This window comes from Brachybacterium massiliense, from assembly GCF_900184245.1.
Taxonomy (GTDB): domain Bacteria; phylum Actinomycetota; class Actinomycetes; order Actinomycetales; family Dermabacteraceae; genus Brachybacterium; species Brachybacterium massiliense.
Map to the genome: position 1 here is coordinate 284,328 of NZ_FXXB01000006.1, position 17,312 is coordinate 301,639.

Consider the following 17,312-nt stretch of genomic DNA (forward strand, 5'->3'; position numbering starts at 1 on the left):
GCGGCCGCTCAGACCTTCCGCAGCAGCACCGAGTGGACGCGGTGCTTCCCGTCCTTGCGCAGCACCAGGTCGGCGCGGCCGCGCGTGGGGACCACGTTCTCGGTGAGGTTCGGGCCGTTGATGGTGCGCCAGATGCCGAGTGCCGTCTGCACGGCCTCCTCGTCCGTGAGATCGGCGTAGCGGCGGAAGTAGGAGCGGGGATCGGAGAAGGCGGTGCGGCGCAGCTTCAGGAACCGCTCGACGTACCAGCGCTGGACGTCCTCCATCCGCGCATCGACGTACACGGAGAAGTCGAAGAAGTCCGAGACGGCCATGCCCAGGCGCCCGTCGCGGCGGGGACGGGCGGGCTGGAGCACGTTCAGGCCCTCCACGATCAGCACGTCGGGGCGCTCGACGACCACCTTCTCGTCCTCGAGGATGTCGTAGGTGAGGTGCGAGTACACCGGCGCCTCGACGCGCTCGTGACCGGCCTTGACGTCCGCGACGAAGCGCAGCAGGCGGCGCCGGTCGTAGCTCTCGGGGAAGCCCTTGCGCTGCATGATGCCGCGCGCCTCGAGCTCCGCGTTGGGGTAGAGGAAACCGTCGGTGGTCACCAGCTGGACCTGCGGGGTGTCGGGCCAGCGCGCCATCAGCTCGCGCAGCAGGCGCGCGGTGGTGGACTTGCCGACCGCCACCGAGCCGGCCACGCCGATCACGTACGGGGTGCGCTGCTGGTGCTGGTCCAGGAAGTCCTCGCGGGCCCGCCGCAGCGACTGCGCGGCACCGACCTGGATGTTCAGCAGGCGGGAGATCGGCCGATAGACGGCGTCGACCTCCTGCAGGTCGAGCCGGTCGCCCAGACCGCGCAGGCGGGTGACGTCCTCCTCGGAGAGCGGGAGGGGGGTCTGCTGGGAGAGGCGCGCCCAGTCCTCCCGCGAGATCTCCTCGTACGGGGTGACGGTGCTCGACGGTGAACCGGCCTTCATGAGGTCGATTCTTCCAGCACCGCGGGCCCAGCCCGACCACTTCGCTGTGAGATGGCACCCGTCGGCCGCCTATCCCGTCGGCCCCCGTGCCTCACCGCCTGCCGCGGGCGCCCTGACGACCGCTGTGCGCGAACGTGACTGCTCGCGCGCAGGAACGGCCACGCCCATGCACCGACCCCTGCGGAGGTGAGGAAGGACTCGCACCGATTCGGCGCGAGACCACGGATCCGGGCGCTGGCTGATTAGCGTGATCGGCATGTGTGGAATCGTCGGATATGCAGGCCCCCGTGCCCAGGCCCCCTCCTCCCGTCCCGTGGACGTCGCCCTCCAGGGCCTCGCCCGCCTCGAGTACCGCGGCTATGACTCCGCGGGCGTCGCCGTGATCGATGACGGCGGCGTGCGCGTCACCAAGCGCGCCGGCAAGCTCGCCAACCTCCGTACCGCCCTCGAGGGCGCTTCCGAGACCACCGGCCGGGTCTCGATCGCGCACACCCGCTGGGCCACCCACGGCGGCCCCACCGACACCAACGCCCACCCCCACCAGGGCGGTCGCGAGGGTGAGCTGGCCGTGGTGCACAACGGCATCATCGAGAACTTCGCGAACCTCCGCGCCGAGCTCGAGCAGGACGGCTTCACCTTCCTCTCCGAGACCGACTCGGAGGCCGCCGCGCACCTGGTGGCCCGCGAGATGGAGCACGCCGGGGATCTCACCGAGGCGATGCGCCGCGCCGCCGCCTCCCTCGAGGGCGCCTTCACCCTGCTCGCCGTGCACCAGGGCGCCCCGGACACCGTGGTCGCCGCCCGCCGCAACTCCCCGCTCGTGGTGGGCCTGGGCGAGGGGGAGAACTTCCTCGGCTCCGACGTCGCCGCCTTCGTGGACTCCACCAAGGAGGCCCTCGAGATCGGTCAGGATCAGGTCGTCACCGTCACCGCGGACTCTGTCGCGATCATCGACTTCGACGGCCACGAGGTCACCGACGCCAAGCGCTACACGATCGAGTGGGACGCCGCCGCCGCGCAGAAGGGCGGCTACGACTCCTTCATGGCCAAGGAGATCCACGAGCAGGCCAGCGCCGTCGCGGACACCCTGCGCGGCCGCCTCGAGGACGGCGCGCTCACCCTGGACGAGATGGACATCGACCCCTCCGTGCTGCGCAGCGTGGACAAGATCGTGGTGATCGCCTGCGGCACCGCCGCGAACGCGGGCGCGGTCGCGAAGTACGCGATCGAGCACTGGTGCCGCATCCCCACCGAGGTGGAGCTCGCCCACGAGTTCCGCTACCGCGACCCCGTGGTCACCGAGAAGACCCTGGTCGTGGCGATCTCCCAGTCCGGCGAGACCATGGACACCCTGATGGCGGTGCGCCACGCCCGCGAGCAGGGCGCCAAGGTCATCGCGATCTGCAACACCCGCGGCTCCACCATCCCGCGCGAGTCCGATGCGGCGCTGTACCTGCACGTGGGCCCCGAGATCGCCGTCGCCTCCACCAAGGCGTACCTGGGCCAGATCGCGGCCTGCTACCTCCTGGGCCTGTTCCTGGCCCAGACCCGCGGCAACCTCTACGCCGACGAGATCGCCGCGCTGATGGCGGACCTCGACCAGATCCCGGACCAGATCCAGCAGGTGCTCGACTCCTCCGCGCAGGTCGAGAAGCTCGCCCAGGACATGAAGGACGCCACCTCGGTGCTCTTCCTGGGCCGCCACGTCGGCTACCCGACCGCGATGGAGGGCGCGCTCAAGCTCAAGGAGATCGCCTACATCCATGCCGAGGGCTTCGCCGCCGGCGAGCTCAAGCACGGACCGATCGCCCTGGTCGAGGAGGGGCAGCCGGTGTTCGTGATCGTCCCCTCCCCGAACGGTCGCCACTCCCTGCACTCCAAGGTGGTCTCCAACATCCAGGAGGTGCGCGCCCGCGGCGCCCGCACCCTGGTGATCGCCGAGGAGGGCGATGACGCGGTGCTGCCCTACGCGGACGAGGTGATCCGCGTGCCCGCCACCCGCACCCTGTTCGCGGCGCTGCTGACGGTGATCCCGCTGCAGATCTTCTCCTGCGAGCTCGCGACCGCGAAGGGCCTGGACGTGGATCAGCCCCGCAACCTGGCCAAGTCCGTCACCGTGGAGTGACCGCCGCACCCCGGTCCAGGCCGGGGTGTGATACTTCGGGAGTGAGCACTTTCCCGACCGCGACGCCGACGCCCGGCCCCGACGACGACTTCGGGGGCCGGGCGTTCGCGCCCCGGGGCGACGGCACGGTGGTCGGCGTCGGTATCGACGTGGTGGAGATCGGGCGCCTGAGCGCGATGTTCGAGCGCACCCCCGCCCTGCTCGACCGGCTGCTGACCCCGGCCGAGCGGGGGCTCTCCGCCGCCTCCCGCGCCGCCCGCGTGGCCGCGAAGGAGGCCGTGGGCAAGGCCCTCGGCGCACCGGGTGACTTCTCCTGGCAGGACGTCACCGTGGAGCGCACCGAGGTGCGCCGGCCCTACCTGCGGCTGCGCGGCGCGACGCTGCGTGCCGCGGAGGCGCACGGCGTGGCGCACCTGCACCTGTCCCTCTCCCACGACGGGGAGATCGCCACCGCGATCGTGATCGCCGAGCGCGGCCCGCAGGCCGTCACGGCTCAGCGCACGGCCGACGGGGGAGCGCCGCGATGATCCTCGGCCACACCGTCCCGGCGGTGCGCGAGGCAGAGGCACCCCTGCTGGCCGCAGGGGAGCCGCTCATGCTGCGCGCCGCCCGCGCGCTCGCCGGCCACGTCGGCGCCCGGTGCGGCGCCGCACCCGGCAGCGCCCCGCAGCGGTTGCTGGTCCTGGCCGGCGCCGGCTCGAACGGTGGTGACGGGCTGCACGCCGCGGCGATGCTGCGCCGCGAGGGGATCATGGCCGATGCCCTCGCGACCGCGGAGCGCCTCGATGAGGAGGGGTCGGCCGCGCTCCGGGACGCGGGCGGCACCCTCCATCATCTGGCCGAGCTCCCCTCGGACCGGCTCGAGCAGCTGCTCGAGGCCACCGACCTGGTGCTCGATGCGATCCTCGGCATCGGCGGCCGCTCCGAGGCCGCGCCCGAGATCCGGGAGCTGCTGCGCGCCGTGCGACGACGCGCGGTGCCCGTGATCGCCGTGGATCTGCCGAGCTTCGTGGACGCGACCACCGGTGAGGCCGACGCCGACGCGCTGGCGGCCGAGGAGACGCTCACCTTCGGCGCGGTCAAGGCCGGACTGCTGCTGCCCGGCGGCACGGAGCTGGCCGGCCGGGTCCATCTGGTCGATCTGGGGCTCGGCCCGCACCTGCCCGCCGTCGCCGCCGTGGAGCGGCTGGAGGACGAGGACGTCCGCGCCCTGCTGCCCCGTGCACGGCGCTCGGACAGCAAGTACACCCGCGGCGTGGTCGCGCTCGCCGCGGGCAGCGAGCGCTTCCCGGGCGCCGCGGTGCTCACCGCCTCCGGCGCCGCCCGCGCCGGGGCCGGGATGGTGCGCGTCATCGCCCCCGCCGCGGTGCTGGACCTCGTGCTGCGCGAGCGCCCCGAGATCGTGGGCCACCGGACAGGCGAGAATGCCGACGGGGGAGGAGACCTCGACCTCTCCGCGATCGGGCGCACCGACGCCCTGGTCATCGGCCCGGGCCTGCCGGGTGACGATCCCCGGATCGGTGCGGGGATCGATCTGCTCCGCCGCGGCACGGACGGCGCCGGCCGCGGCGTGCTCGATGCCGGGGCGCTGGATGCCCTCACCGGCTCCGACCGCTTCAGCCCGGATGTGGTGCTCACCCCGCACCGCGGCGAGGCCGAGCGCCTCGCCCGCCGCCTGGACCTCGACCCGGACCTGCCGGGGCCAGCGCTCGCCCCCGCCCTCGCCGAGGCGACCGGCGCGACCGTCCTGCTCAAGGGCGCGGTGACCCTCATCGCTCCCGGGGACGGCGGGCCGCTGCGCGCCCAGGACGATGCGACACCGCAGCTGGCCACCGCCGGCACCGGGGATGTGCTCGCCGGCGTGCTCGGCACCCTCCTCGCGGCGGGCCTGACCGGGCCCGATGCCGCCGCGCTCGCCGCCGTGCTGCACGGACGGGCGGGCCGTCTCGCCGCGCACGACGGCCTCCACCCCCTCGTGGCCCTCGACGTGGCCGCTCACCTGCCCGCAGCGATCGGCACTATCCTGGCGGGCGCACAGACGTGATCCAAGGAGACCGATGACCATCCCGATCCCCGCCGAGGACCCTCGGCACGTGCCCAACCGGGCCGTGATCGACCCGTCGGCGATCACGGAGAACACCCGTGCTCTGGCCACCCTGCTCGAGGAGCAGACCGCCTTGATGGCGGTGGTGAAGGCCGACGGCTACGGCCACGGCATGCTCACCGCGGCGCGCGCCGCGATCGAGGGCGGCGCCACCTGGCTCGGCGTCGCCCACCCCGCGAGCGCCCTCGCCCTGGCCCGCGCGGATCTCGACGCGCAGATCCTCACCTGGCTGTACGAGCCGCACACCGCCAGGACGGTGCTGCCCGAGGTGCTCGGCTACGGCGTGGACGTCGCCGTCGGCTCCCCGGAGATGCTGGCCCTGGTCTCCGAGGCCGCCCGGAAGGCGGACCGCCGCGCCCGCGTGCATCTGAAGATCGACACCGGCATGGGCCGCAACGGGGTGCTGCCCTGGCAGATCCGCGAGATCGGCGCGGCGATGCGGGAGGACGAGTTCATCCAGGTCACCGCCGCCTGGACCCACCTCACCTCCGCGGACGATCCCGAGGATCCCTCCACCGACCAGCAGGTGGAGCTGTTCGACTCCGCCTGCGCCGCGCTCGCGGAGGAGGTGGGCCCGATCCCCCTGCAGCACATCGCGAACTCCGCCGCGACCCTCACCCGCCCGGACCTGCACCGCGACATCGTGCGCCCCGGGATCGCGCTGTACGGCTGCCCGCCGGTGCCCACCGACGTGCCGCTGCGACCGGCGATGACCCTCACCAGCCGCCTGGCGCTGATCAAGGAGGTCCCCGAGGGACACAGCATCGGCTACGGCCGCATCCGCTCCACGGACCGCCGCACCTGCCTGGGCCTGGTGCCCATCGGATACGCCGACGGGCTGCACCGCACCGGCAGCGACCAGTGCCAGGTCATCGTGCGCACCGAGTCCGGGGACCGCCGCGCACCGCAGGTGGGTCGCATCAGCATGGACCAGATCGTCATCGACCTGGGCCCGGACACCGAGGCCCGCGCCGGGGACGAGGTGTTCCTGTTCGGCGATGCGGGCGGCGCCCCGAGCGACCCCTCCGCCTCGACGGCCGACGACTGGGCGCGCGCCGCCGGGACCATCCCCTACGAGGTCCTCACCTCCGTCTCCGGCCGCGTCTCCCGAGAGGTCCGCTCATGAGCGCCCTGATCGTGCGCACGCGGCAGGCCGAGGGCACCCGCACCGTGGCCCGCGCCCTCGCGGCGGCGCTCCGCGCCGGGGACGTGCTCGTGCTGGACGGGCCGCTCGGCGCCGGCAAGACCACCTTCACCCAGGGCCTCGGCGCCGGGCTCGAGGTGCGCGGCCCGATCGCCTCGCCCACCTTCGTCATCGAACGGGTCCATCCCAGCCTCGCAGGCGGCCCCGATCTCGTGCACGTGGACGCCTACCGCCTCGGCGGCGGCGGGGAGATCGACGACCTCGACCTCGAGGCCGATCTCGACCGCGCCGTCACCGTCGTCGAATGGGGTCGGGACAGGGTGGAGCATCTGATGGACTCCCACCTGCTGATCGAGCTCGAGCGCCCCGACCAGGTGGAGGACCCCGACGATCCTGACGAGCCGCGCACCCTGCGCCTGACCCCGAGCGGCCCCCGCTGGGACGAGGCGGCGATCCTGTGCCTCGAGGCGGCGCTGGACGCAGTGACCGGCCCCGACGGTCTCGTCGGCCCGGGGGACACCACCACGAGCGCACCGGGCACCGAGCCCGACGAGGAGAACCGCTGATGCTGCTGGGAATCGACACCTCCGGCGCGGTGAGCGTCGCCGTCGCCCGCGGAGAGCTGACCGGGCCCGCCCCCGAGATCCTGCAGGTCCGCTCCGATGAGCGCTCGCGGCACCACGACGAGGTGCTGCTCGCCCTGATCGACGAGGCGATGCGGGCCGCGGGAGCCGAGCGCTCCGAGCTCACCGGCGTGGTCGTGGGCCGAGGCCCCGGCCCCTTCACCGGGCTGCGCGTGGGCCTGGTCTCCGCCCGCTCCATCGCCGCGGTGCTGGGCGTGCCCCTGCACGGCCTGAGCTCGCTGGACGCGCTCGCCCACCAGGCGCTCGCCGCCCACGGCCCCGCAGGCGAGGGCCCGGTCACGGTGGGTGTGGCCCTCGATGCGCGCCGCCGCGAGGTCTACCACGCTCGCTACCGCCGGGAGGCCGACGGCGAGGTCACCCGGATCTCCGAGCCCGCGGTCGATGCCCCCGCGGAGGTGGCAGCGCAGCTCACCGCCTGCGACCTCCTGGTCGGCTCCGGCACCGGCATCTACCCTGAGCTGCTGCCCGCCACCGCAGAGATGGTGCACGTGGACGCCGGGCACCTGCTGCTGGCCGCTGCGGCGCTGACCGCCCGTGGCGAGGACCTCGGCAGCACCGAGCCGATGTACCTGCGCGAGCCCGACGCCGCGAAGCCCACCGCGCGCAAGAGCGCCCTGGGGCGCTGAGGTGAGCGCGGACGCCGCCGCCTCGGCGCAGGGCGCGGGCTGGGCGCTGCGCCCGGCCACGCTCGAGGACGTCGAGGAGATCGCCTTCGCCGAGCTCGAGCTGTTCCCGGACGAGTCCTGGAACGTCTTCCAGCTCGCCGCTGAGATCGAGCACCCCTCCCGCCGCTACGTGGTCGCCGCCGAGGGCCCGCAGGCCGACGGGGCGCTGCTGGGGTACGCCGGGATCATGCTCGCCGGGGACGTCGCGGACCTGCACACCATCGGCACCCGCCGCGAGAGCGCCGGGATCGGCAGAGCACTGCTGAGCTGGTGCGAGGAGCAGGCCCGCGCCGGCGGCGCCGAGCGGATGCTGCTCGAGGTGCGGGAGGACAACGCCCGGGCCCGCGCGTTCTACACCGCCGCGGGATACCGGGAGATCGACCGCCGCCGCGGCTACTACCGGATCCGCGGCCGGCACATCGACGCGCTCGTCATGGAGCGCCCGCTGACCTAGACGTGGCGTCATCGCCGGCCGAGGCCCGGAGCCGGGCACCGGCTCTCGGCGCGCCGGGCTTCGTAGCGCCGGGCGTCGGCCCTCCGAGCACCGGGCGTCCGTTCAGACGTGGTCGCGGACCTTCTGGAAAATGTCCGGGTAGCGGGCCTCGAGCCGCACCACCGAGATGCGCAGCCCCACCAGGAAGACCACGATGCCGGCGACCAGCGCCAGCACGCCGGCGAGGATCGTCAGCACCATGCTCCCGGTCACGGCGCCCCAGATGCCCACACCGATCGCGGGCAGCAGCGGCACGAACACCGCGATCATCGCCACCGTCATCGCGATCATCGCGTTCGAGCTCGAGGCTGACTTGTCCTTCATCGGGTTGGTGCCCGGAGGGGAGCTCGGGTAGGGGAGCAGCGTGCCCACCACCGTCGAGATGCCCCAGCCGCAGATCATCGTGCCGAGCGCACCCATCACCGTCATCGGCACCAGCTCGGGCATGCCGTACAGCAGCGGGATCGCGATCGTCACCACCAGCACGCCCGGCACCATCAGCACGGCCATCGCGGCGATGCGGCCCAGCAGGTTCGCGCGGGCGGGGAGGCCGGTGACGATGTTGACCCACCCGGCCGGCCCGTCGAAGCCGATCTCGTTGGACAGGCTCATCCCGGACATGCCGCACATGAGGATCGTCATCGCGATCATCCCGGGGCGCGACTCGGGCAGGGTGAACCCCATCGCCACGAAGAACACGATCATCACCGGGTACAGGCCCAGCGCCGCGAGGTAGCGGGTGTCGCGTCGCCAGTACCGCAGCGACTTGCCCATCACCGCGCCGAACGCAGTGTTCGGCACGAAGCGGGGCACGAGCGGGGAGACCTTCGTATCGCCGGAGGAGGCGTCGCCGCTGAGCGCCGAGGTGAGGGACAGGTCGATCGAGCGCCGCCACCACAGCCACACCACCACGATCGTCGCCGCACCGATCAGGGCGCGCAGCAGAGCGCTCAGCACCCGGCCCTCGGCGAGATCCATCGGCACTGCGAACAGCGCACCCAGCGGGGTCCAGGAGAGGGTCTCGGCCACCGTGGGCAGCCAGCGCGCGAGCTGGTCGACGTCCATCTCGTCGACGCGCTGCATGGACAGCGAGAAGCCGTAGATGGCCACGAACATCAGCAGGAATCCGAGGATCCCGCCCGCCTCGCGGCCGCTGCGCGAGGAGGTGCGGCTCGCGGAGTGCGCGAACCAGGCGCGCGGCAGCAGCAGGCACAGCGCGAAGCCGGCGAGGTTCGCCGGGATCAGTGCGAGCGCGCCGAGCACGATCCATGCGGCGCCCTGGCCGAACAGGATCAGCCACAGCAGCTCGAAGCCGGTCGCGGCGAGGACCGCGAGCAGCGTGAGCAGGCTCGGCAGGCTCAGCGCCGCGGCACTGAACAGCCCCGGCTGGAGCTGCTTCGCGGAGCGGGGGAAGAGGGCGAAGGCGCGCGGGTCCAAGGTGTCATCCACCCCGAAGGCGAGCACCGGGATCAGGAACCACAGCAGCACGGTCAGCGCGCCGGAGCCGCGGATCACGAGCGGGAAGGTCGAGCCCTCGCCCGCCCACAGCGTCGTGCCCAGGAACAGGAAGACCAGTCCCACCAGGCCGCCCAGCGCATACAGCGTCCCGAAGGAGGTGCCGATGATCTTGCCGACGTTCTTGCGGTACGAGCGCTTCCACAGCGTCCACTTGAGCTTCAGCTGCAGGCGGATCAGGTCCTTCTGCGAGATCTCGCCGTGGTGCACGCCGGTCGCGGAGGCGGTCGCCGCCTGCTCCGTGCTCAGGACTCCAGCCACGACAGGCTCCCCTCCGCGACGTCGCCGCCGCCCACCAGATCGATGAAGGTCTGCACCAGGCTGCCGCCCTGGCGCACCTGATCGAGGGTGCCGTCGGCCATCAGCTCTCCGCCGGCGATGATCGCGACGTGGCTGCACAGCCCCTCCACCAGCTCCATCACATGGCTCGAGAGCACCACGGTGCCGCCGCCCTCGACATAGGCCGTGAGGATCCTGCGGATCACCTGCGCGGAGATCGGGTCGACGGCCTCGAGCGGCTCATCCAGCACCAACAGGCGCGGGGCGTGCAGCAGAGCGCTCGCGAGCAGGATCTTCTTGGTCATGCCGGCGGAGTAGTCGACCACCAGCTTGCCGTCCTCGTCCGCGAGGTCCAGGGCGGACAGCAACGACTCCATGCGCTCCTCGACGACGTCGGCCTCCATCCCGCGCACCAGCCCCACATAGGTGAGCAGCTCACGGCCGGTGAGCCGGTCGAAGGTGCGCAGACCGTCGGCGAGGACGCCGAGGCGCGCCTTGGCCTGCTGCGGGGCGGTCCACATGTCATGGCCCAGCACGTGCGCGGTGCCGCCGTCGGGGCGCAGCAGCCCGGTGGCCATCGACAGCGTGGTCGTCTTGCCCGCGCCGTTGGGGCCCACGATCCCGTAGAACGAGCCCTGGGGCACGTCCAGCGAGATACCGTGGACCACCTCGGTCTTGTCGAAGGACTTGCGCAGACCGCGGATCGACAGCGCCGTGCGCTCGGGGACCGGGGCATCGGCGGTGACCGGGGCGGCGACGCCCTCGACGGGACGGGGAGCGGCATCGGGCACTGCGGGGGAGACGTCGGGAGCGGCGAGCTCGGGAGAGGAGGACGGGAGGTCGCTGTGCATGGGTTCACGGTAGTGCCCGAGCACCCGCTCACAGGCCCTTCGCTCGGAGATGCGGGGGCAGACCTTCGTCGGAACCTGCCGGGACGCCGAGCCCTCCGAGGGTCCGTGAGGCTGCGGGAGGCCCGGCCGGGATGCGGGCGAGCGGTGCCCCGCGATTAGGATGCCCGTGAGCCGCCGTGGCTCTCGGAAGGAGTCCCATGTCGAAGCTGCGCCCCGCCCCGCGGGCCACGAGCCTCGCGCCGGAGGTGGAGGAGATCCCGCTCGGCGTGCGTCGCGCGGCCGCCTGGTCCTGGCGCATGATCGTGATCGTCGCCGCGTCGTCGCTGATCATCTGGGGACTGCTCCAGATCACGACACTGGTGATCCCGGTGCTCATCGCGATCCTGCTCGCCTCGCTGCTCACCCCGATCGTGAAGGTCCTGACGCGCTACACCTTCCTGGGGCGCGGAGCGGCCAGCGGCATCGCCCTGCTGGGGCTGCTGCTGGTGATCTCCGGGATGTTCACCCTCGCGGGCCGGCAGCTGTTCGCGCAGTTCGCCGACATCCAGGACAAGGCCATCGCCGGCTTCCAGTCCCTCATGGACTGGGCGACCAGCACCTTCCAGATCGACGACACGATGATCAACGCGGCGATCGACGAAGGTCTCGAGCAGCTCCAGCAGTACTCCGGACAGCTGGTCAGCGGCGCGCTGGGCACCGCGGCAGTGCTCGGCAACGTCGGCACCGGCATCGTGATCTGCCTGTTCACCCTGTTCTTCCTGCTTTCGGGCGGGGCGGGGATCTGGCGCTGGGTGGTGGGTCTGCTGCCGCCCGCGGCACGCGTGCCCACCCATGAGGCGTTCCGACGCGGCTGGAAGGCGCTGTCGGCGTACATGCGCACCCAGATCCTGGTGGCCGCCGTGGACGCCTTCGGCATCGCGATCGGCATGGTGGCGCTGGGGCTCGGCTCCTATGCGGTGCCGATCTGGCTGCTCGTGTTCCTGTTCTCCTTCATCCCGCTGGTCGGTGCGATCGTCTCCGGTGCCATCGCGGTGCTGCTGGTGCTGGTGCTGAACAACTGGATCGGTGCGGTGATCATGCTCGCGATCGTGCTGGCCGTGCAGCAGATCGAGGGCAACGTGCTCCAGCCGTTCCTGATGGGCAAGGCCGTCGAGCTGCACCCGCTGGCAGTGTTCCTCGGCGTGGCCGCCGGCGCGATGGTCGCCGGGATCCCCGGTGCGCTGTTCGCGATCCCGCTGCTCGCCTTCCTCAACGCCACGCTGCTGTACGTGGTGGGCAGGGATCCCAGCCCGGATCTCGGCCAGGACCGCGCCAGCCGGGACCACTTCGCCTCGCTGGTTCGCCGCACCCCGAGCACGGCGACGGCCGGGCCCGGTGCCTCGGTGCTCGGCGGCCTGCCCGCGGTGCCCTCCCTGCGCCGCGCGAGCCGTCGACCCGCAGCAGCGGCACCCGCCGCCGGGGCCACCGTGCCCTCCTCGGCGCCCGCCGCAACCTCCGAGCAGGCCGGCGCGCAGGCGCCGTCCGCGTCGGCCCCGCAGCCTGCGGTGCCCCCGCAGTCCGGCGCGCCCCGCGCAGAGGGACCCGGCACAGGTGAGGGTGATGCCTCGGGCGGGAGCCGCGAGAGCGACGCCTGACCCGTCGGCCCCCATTCGACGCAGCACGACGAGGCCCCCGTCCCGGCAGGAGCCGGGCACGGGGGCCTCGTCGTGGTCTCGGCGACGCCTGCTGGGGCGCCGCTGATCGCTCACGCCTTGTAGGGCGTGGCCTTCAGGATCTCGATCGGGAAGGACTTGCCGTTCGGGGCGGTGTAGTCGACGGTGTCACCCACCGCGGAGCCCTGGATCGAGCTGCCCAGCGGGGACTCCGAGGAGTACACCTCGAGGTCCTCATCGCCGTCGGCGATCTCGCGGTTGCCCAGCAGGAAGGTGCGCTCCTTGCCGGCCATCGAGATGACCACGACCATCCCGGGTTCGACGACGCCGTCGTCCTTCGGGGCCTCGCCCACCACGGCGTTCTTCAGCAGGCGCTGGAGATCCGCGATGCGGGCCTCCATCTTTCCCTGCTCCTCACGGGCGGCGTGATAACCGCCGTTCTCCTTGAGGTCCCCCTCGTCACGAGCCGCGGCGATGCGCTCGGTGATCTCGGCGCGCCCCGGGCCCTCGAGCTCAGCGAGCTCCTTGACCAGGCGGTCGTACGCGTCCTGGGTGAGCCAGGCGCCATCAGGCTGGCTGCTCATGGGGTTCACTCCTGTCGTCCTCGGTAGTGCGCATCGGGGACAGGTGCCCCTATACGCGAACCACGGGGCACATGTCCTCATGCGCCCCGTGTGCGGGTGATGATGAATCGGCGTTCTGCCGGTTCCGGGACACTTTACACACGGAAGTCCGCTTTCCCGTGGAACTCGGTCCCGATTTCGCGCTCCGAGTAATCGCTGATAGGCGCCGCTCCCACGCCCATGCCCATGCCCTCGCCCGCGACCGGCCCGTCGCCGTCAGCGGGCCGGCGGTGTCACCGAGCGGAGCAGCTGATGATCTCTGCGGAGACCGCCTCGCCCTGGGTGGCGATCTCCACCCGGTGCGCGGTCCGCTTCTCCTGCTGGGCGGGGATCGTGGTCTCCACGAAACCCACTTGGGCGCGGCCCTTGTTCAGAGCCTGGATCCGGCAGCTCGCCTCGGTGCCCGGCTCCATGGTCACCACGTACTCGACGGCGATCACGTCGTCGTCGAGATGGTCGTAGGAGTAGACCTCGGAGTGCACCGAGCTGTCGGAGCTCGGGAGGGCGACCATGAGCACGACCGTCAAGAACACCGCGGCCGCCAGTGCGGTGAGCAGGCGCGCCGTGCGGCGGCTCACGAGAGGAGCACCGTAGCGCTCCGCCTGTCGATCCCTGAGCTCGTTCATGGGCACAGTCTCCCAGAACCAGCCCGAGACCTACCCGTGAGACGGGTGCTGCGCTGGGAGGTCCCGGTCACGTCGGCCCGGTGCCGTCCAGGAGGGGTGGCGTAGCATCAGACGCTGGTGAGCCCCTCTCCGGAGGCCGCCGGGCCCGCCACGTGCGGCGGTGCCTCGCCCCTGTGGGTCCCGTCCCTGTCCTGCCGTCTCCGAGGAGTCCCGTGACCGTCCAGCTGCCCGCCCCTGATGAAGCCCTGCGGATGGTGGCCGTCCACGCGCACCCGGACGACGAGTCGTCCAAGGGCGCCGGCTCCACGGCGCGCTACGCACGTGAGGGCGTCGAGGTCACGGTCATCACCTGCACCGGTGGTGAGCGCGGCGACGTGCTGAACCCGCGCCTGCGCGATGACCCGTCGATCACGCGCGAGACCCTCCCCGAGATCCGCCGCCAGGAGATGGCGCACGCCCAGGAGATCCTCGGCGTGGGCCACGAATGGCTCGGCTTCGTCGACTCCGGCCTTCCCGAGGGTGATCCGCTGCCCCCGCTGCCGGCCGGCAGCTTCGCCGCCACCCCCGTCGAGGAGGCGGTGCGCCCGCTGGTCGAGGCGGTGCGGCGACTGCGCCCCCACGTGATGACCACGTACGACGAGAACGGCGGCTACCCGCACCCGGACCACATCCAGGTCAACCGCATCAGCGTGGCCGCCTTCGACCTCGCCGCGGATCCCGAGTACGCGCCCGAGCTCGGCGAGCCCTGGGCCGTCGCGAAGCTCTACTACATCAACGGCTTCCACCGTCAGCGCTTCTCCGCGGTGAGCCGTCACCTGCGCTCCGAGGGCACGCCCAACGAGATGCTCGACCAGATGCTCCAGCACTACGACGAGAGCCACGACCGCCTGCTGACCACCCGCATCGATGTGCGCGAGTTCCTCGGGGTGCGCGATGACGCGCTGCGGGCCCACGCCACCCAGGTGGATCCGGAGGGGCCGTTCTTCCGCATCTCGCACGAGGCGGAGGTCGCGGCCTGGGGCACCGAGGACTACGAGCTCCACATCTCCCGCATCGGGGTCAAGCTCCCCGAGACCGACCTGTTCGCGGGACTCCGTCACGAGACCGTGGAGGCCCGCCCGTGAACACCCTCGCCACCGGCCTGCTGCTGGCCGCACCGAGCCCCTCCGACGGTCAGGAGCTCAACTCCGTCACCGTCTCCCCGGGCCTGCCGGGCTTCTTCGCCGCCTTCGTGCTCGCGGTGCTCGTGGTGCTGCTGGCGGTCAGCATGACCCGCCACACCCGCCGCATCCAGGCCCAGGCCCGGGTCGAGCAGCGCATGGAGGCCGAGGAGCGCGCCGCCGCGGAGGCGGAGGAGCGTGCTGGGACGGAGTCTGCGGAGCAGGGCGCCGACGGTGCGGAGCCGGACAGCGCGGCCGACGAGCTGGATGACCCGGCCGCTCAAGGCTCTGCGCGGGATGGCTCTGCGCAGGACGAGGGCCCCGAGGGCGAACAGCGCCGCTGAGCGGGCGCCGGCGCCCGGCGGGTCTCGCTCAGCTGACGGCGACCGCCACCGCCGCGAAGTGGCAGCCGAAGCCGATCAGAGTGCCCGCATGGAAGATCTCATGGAAGCCGAACCAGGCCGGTGACGGGTTCGGGCGCTTCAGCGCGTACATCACCGCGCCCGCCGTGTAGGCCAGACCGCCGATGACCAGGAGCCAGACCACGGCCCAGCCCCCGCCCGCCTGCAGCTGCGGCATGTAGAAGATCGCCACCCAGCCCAGGGCGATATAGGCCGGCACGTAGATCCACCGCGGCGCGGTGGTCCAGAACAGGCGGAACAGCACCCCGATCAGTGCCCCGCCCCACGCGATCGCGAGCAGGGTGATCGCGGGGCGCGGCTCCAGCAGCGCCACCGCCAGCGGCGTGTATGTGCCCGCGATGATCAGGAAGATGTTCGCGTGGTCGAAGCGGCGCAGCATGATCGCCCGCTGCGGGGACCAGGTGCCGCGGTGGTAGACGGCGCTGATGCCGAACAGCATCCCGGCGGTCAGCACGAACACCGCGCACGCGAGGCGGATCGCCAGGGTCTCGCCGAGGGCCACCAGCAGCAGGCCGATCACCAGCGAGGTGGGGAAGGCGATCAGGTGCAGGAATCCGCGCAGGCGGGGCTTGGGCAGCTGGAGGCCGAGCTGGGTGGCGCGCCTCGCCATCGCCCGGGTCAGGGTGCGGGGTGCGAAGGGGAAGGTCTCCGCGGTGGGCAGATCCTCATCGCCGGGCAGCTCGGTGCCGCCGCTCTCCGCGACCGCCTCGGCGATCTCGCGGGGCGCGGGGTCCTCGAGCACTGCGGGATCGGTGGCCTGCTCGGGTGTCTCGGGGGAGCGCACGCCGCGCTCTCGGCGAAGTCCGGTGTTCATGGGTTCACGGTAACCTACGGGGCCGTAAGTTAGCCGTGTGCTCCCTGTGCGCATACGGTGTCGATCTGCCGAGAACGTCGGGACCCTGCGGCGGCGTGATCGATAATGGGACAGCGGGCCGATGGCGCATCGGCCGCGGATCACCACACAGCGCGTGCGGCGGGGGAGCGGAACCACCCCTGCGCGCTCACCGCGAGGACGGAACGGAGGCTGCGATGGACGACGACGGTCTTCTCTACCGCGTCTACGAGCGCCGGCTCACCAAGGAGCTCGAGGCCTTCTCGCTTCCGCAGCATCTCGGGGTGATCGTCGACGGGAACCGCCGCTGGGCCAAGGAGGCGGGGGAGACCACCGCCCACGGCCACCGTGCGGGCGCCGCGAAGATCCTCGAGTTCCTCTCCTGGTGCAAGGACCTCGAGATCCCCCTGGTCACCGTGTGGATGCTCTCCACCGACAACTTCCGTCGGCCGCCCGAGGAGCTCGTGGCCCTCTACGAGATCATCACCGACACCATCGAGCAGATCATCGAGGCCGGCCACTGCGTGCGCCTGACGGGCAACGCCGAGGCGCTCCCCGAGGAGGTGCGCGCCGGCATCGGCCGTGCCCAGGAGCAGGCCTCCCCGGATGCCCGCCTGACCGTGAACGTGGCCATCGGCTACGGCGGCCGCGAGGAGATCGTCGATGCGGTCCGCGAGCTCGTGCGCGAGCAGGCCGCGGCAGGAATGGACGGCGAGCAGATCGCTGCGTCGATCAGCGTCGAATCGATCGCCGAGCACCTCTACACTCGCGGGCAGCCCGATCCGGACCTGATCATCCGCACCTCCGGTGAGCAGCGTCTCTCGGGCTTCCTGCTGTGGCAGTCGGTGCACTCCGAGTACTGGTTCTGCGAGACCTACTGGCCAGGGTTCCGGCGCATCGATCTGCTGCGGGCGCTGCGCGACTTCTGCCGACGCGAGCGCCGCTTCGGCGTCTGAGCGCCTCGTCGGCCGACGCCTCCTGGGTGCTGGGGCTCGCGCCGCCGCCTGCCCAGCGGAACGCGCTCTGGCGCCTGCCCGGCGGAATGCGCTCTGGCGCCTGCCCGGCGGGACTCTTCCTGACGCCTGCCCGGCGGAACTCGCCCTGACGCGCTCCCGTTCATCTCGTGTGATCGGTGACACACTGGTGTCGTCGGGAGCTCGGCAGAACTCCCGATGACGATCGGGTGAACGTGTACCCGCACCCCGCGGGACG

General features: G+C 72.1%; 17 protein-coding genes. 11 read left to right on the forward strand and 6 right to left on the reverse strand.

The features are described 5' to 3' along the window. Positions 1-8: 8 nt before the first annotated feature. Positions 9-965 carry a type I pantothenate kinase gene (gene coaA, locus BN4251_RS05750; protein WP_087484167.1) on the reverse strand — a complete coding sequence of 319 codons (957 nt, stop codon included), beginning with the start codon at positions 963-965 and terminating at the stop codon, positions 9-11. Positions 966-1,221: 256 nt separating this feature from the next. On the opposite strand from coaA, the gene glmS reads away from it, so the two are divergent. The 7 genes from glmS to BN4251_RS05785 are packed head-to-tail and all read left to right on the forward strand — an operon-like array spanning position 1,222 to position 8,101. After that, the gene (gene glmS, locus BN4251_RS05755) at positions 1,222-3,090 is read left to right on the forward strand and encodes a glutamine--fructose-6-phosphate transaminase (isomerizing) (protein ID WP_087484338.1); all 1,869 of its coding nucleotides are present in this window, start codon (positions 1,222-1,224) and stop codon (positions 3,088-3,090) included. 41 nt (positions 3,091-3,131) lie between these two features. Then, on the forward strand, positions 3,132-3,617 hold the full coding sequence (locus BN4251_RS05760) for a holo-ACP synthase (protein WP_087484168.1): 486 nt from the start codon (positions 3,132-3,134) through the stop codon (positions 3,615-3,617). Further along, positions 3,614-5,134: an NAD(P)H-hydrate dehydratase gene (locus tag BN4251_RS05765; RefSeq protein WP_087484169.1), complete on the forward strand. Its 1,521-nt coding sequence runs from the start codon at positions 3,614-3,616 to the stop codon at positions 5,132-5,134. Before BN4251_RS05760 ends, BN4251_RS05765 begins: the two co-directional genes overlap by 4 nt. A 13-nt stretch (positions 5,135-5,147) precedes the next feature. Continuing rightward, a complete protein-coding gene (gene alr, locus BN4251_RS05770) occupies positions 5,148-6,320 on the forward strand; it encodes an alanine racemase (RefSeq protein ID WP_087484170.1) in 1,173 nt (390 codons plus the stop codon). After that, the gene (gene tsaE / locus BN4251_RS05775; RefSeq protein ID WP_087484171.1) at positions 6,317-6,904 is read left to right on the forward strand and encodes a tRNA (adenosine(37)-N6)-threonylcarbamoyltransferase complex ATPase subunit type 1 TsaE; all 588 of its coding nucleotides are present in this window, start codon (positions 6,317-6,319) and stop codon (positions 6,902-6,904) included. The genes alr and tsaE overlap by 4 nt, the downstream gene beginning before the upstream one ends. Continuing rightward, positions 6,904-7,608, forward strand: coding sequence for a tRNA (adenosine(37)-N6)-threonylcarbamoyltransferase complex dimerization subunit type 1 TsaB (gene tsaB / locus BN4251_RS05780; RefSeq protein WP_087484172.1), 705 nt, complete (start codon positions 6,904-6,906; stop codon positions 7,606-7,608). Before tsaE ends, tsaB begins: the two co-directional genes overlap by 1 nt. Before the next feature lies 1 nt (position 7,609). Beyond that, positions 7,610-8,101 (forward strand): GNAT family N-acetyltransferase, encoded by a 492-nt coding sequence (locus BN4251_RS05785; protein WP_087484173.1) that lies wholly within the window; start codon positions 7,610-7,612, stop codon positions 8,099-8,101. A gap of 102 nt (positions 8,102-8,203) precedes the next feature. Here the strand turns inward: BN4251_RS05785 and BN4251_RS05790 are convergent, their stop codons facing one another. Both BN4251_RS05790 and BN4251_RS05795 read right to left on the reverse strand, forming a co-directional pair. Next, a complete protein-coding gene (locus BN4251_RS05790; protein ID WP_087484174.1) occupies positions 8,204-9,916 on the reverse strand; it encodes a hypothetical protein in 1,713 nt (570 codons plus the stop codon). Beyond that, positions 9,901-10,785 (reverse strand): ABC transporter ATP-binding protein, encoded by an 885-nt coding sequence (locus BN4251_RS05795; RefSeq protein WP_245810211.1) that lies wholly within the window; start codon positions 10,783-10,785, stop codon positions 9,901-9,903. Before BN4251_RS05795 ends, BN4251_RS05790 begins: the two co-directional genes overlap by 16 nt. A 197-nt stretch (positions 10,786-10,982) precedes the next feature. Between BN4251_RS05795 and BN4251_RS05800 the strand changes: the two genes are divergently transcribed. Next, a complete protein-coding gene (locus BN4251_RS05800) occupies positions 10,983-12,419 on the forward strand; it encodes an AI-2E family transporter (RefSeq protein WP_245810212.1) in 1,437 nt (478 codons plus the stop codon). A 110-nt stretch (positions 12,420-12,529) separates the two neighbouring features. Here the strand turns inward: BN4251_RS05800 and greA are convergent, their stop codons facing one another. Together greA and BN4251_RS05810 are read right to left on the reverse strand one after the other, a co-directional pair. Continuing rightward, positions 12,530-13,021 carry a transcription elongation factor GreA gene (greA, locus tag BN4251_RS05805; protein ID WP_087484175.1) on the reverse strand — a complete coding sequence of 164 codons (492 nt, stop codon included), beginning with the start codon at positions 13,019-13,021 and terminating at the stop codon, positions 12,530-12,532. A 272-nt stretch (positions 13,022-13,293) separates the two neighbouring features. Then, on the reverse strand, positions 13,294-13,686 hold the full coding sequence (locus tag BN4251_RS05810) for a DUF4307 domain-containing protein (RefSeq protein ID WP_087484176.1): 393 nt from the start codon (positions 13,684-13,686) through the stop codon (positions 13,294-13,296). 212 nt (positions 13,687-13,898) lie between these two features. Here BN4251_RS05810 and mca point away from each other — a divergent pair, with 212 nt between their 5' ends. Together mca and BN4251_RS05820 are read left to right on the forward strand one after the other, a co-directional pair. Beyond that, entirely contained in the window at positions 13,899-14,810 is a 912-nt protein-coding gene (gene mca, locus BN4251_RS05815) for a mycothiol conjugate amidase Mca (RefSeq protein WP_087484177.1), read from the forward strand. Further along, complete coding sequence (locus BN4251_RS05820; protein ID WP_087484178.1) at positions 14,807-15,190, forward strand: hypothetical protein; 384 nt, start codon at positions 14,807-14,809, stop codon at positions 15,188-15,190. The genes mca and BN4251_RS05820 overlap by 4 nt, the downstream gene beginning before the upstream one ends. A 28-nt stretch (positions 15,191-15,218) precedes the next feature. Here the strand turns inward: BN4251_RS05820 and trhA are convergent, their stop codons facing one another. Beyond that, complete coding sequence (gene trhA, locus BN4251_RS05825; RefSeq protein WP_245810213.1) at positions 15,219-16,082, reverse strand: PAQR family membrane homeostasis protein TrhA; 864 nt, start codon at positions 16,080-16,082, stop codon at positions 15,219-15,221. Positions 16,083-16,297: 215 nt separating this feature from the next. Between trhA and BN4251_RS05830 the strand changes: the two genes are divergently transcribed. Next, on the forward strand, positions 16,298-17,056 hold the full coding sequence (locus BN4251_RS05830; RefSeq protein WP_087484179.1) for an isoprenyl transferase: 759 nt from the start codon (positions 16,298-16,300) through the stop codon (positions 17,054-17,056). Positions 17,057-17,312: the final 256 nt, after the last annotated feature.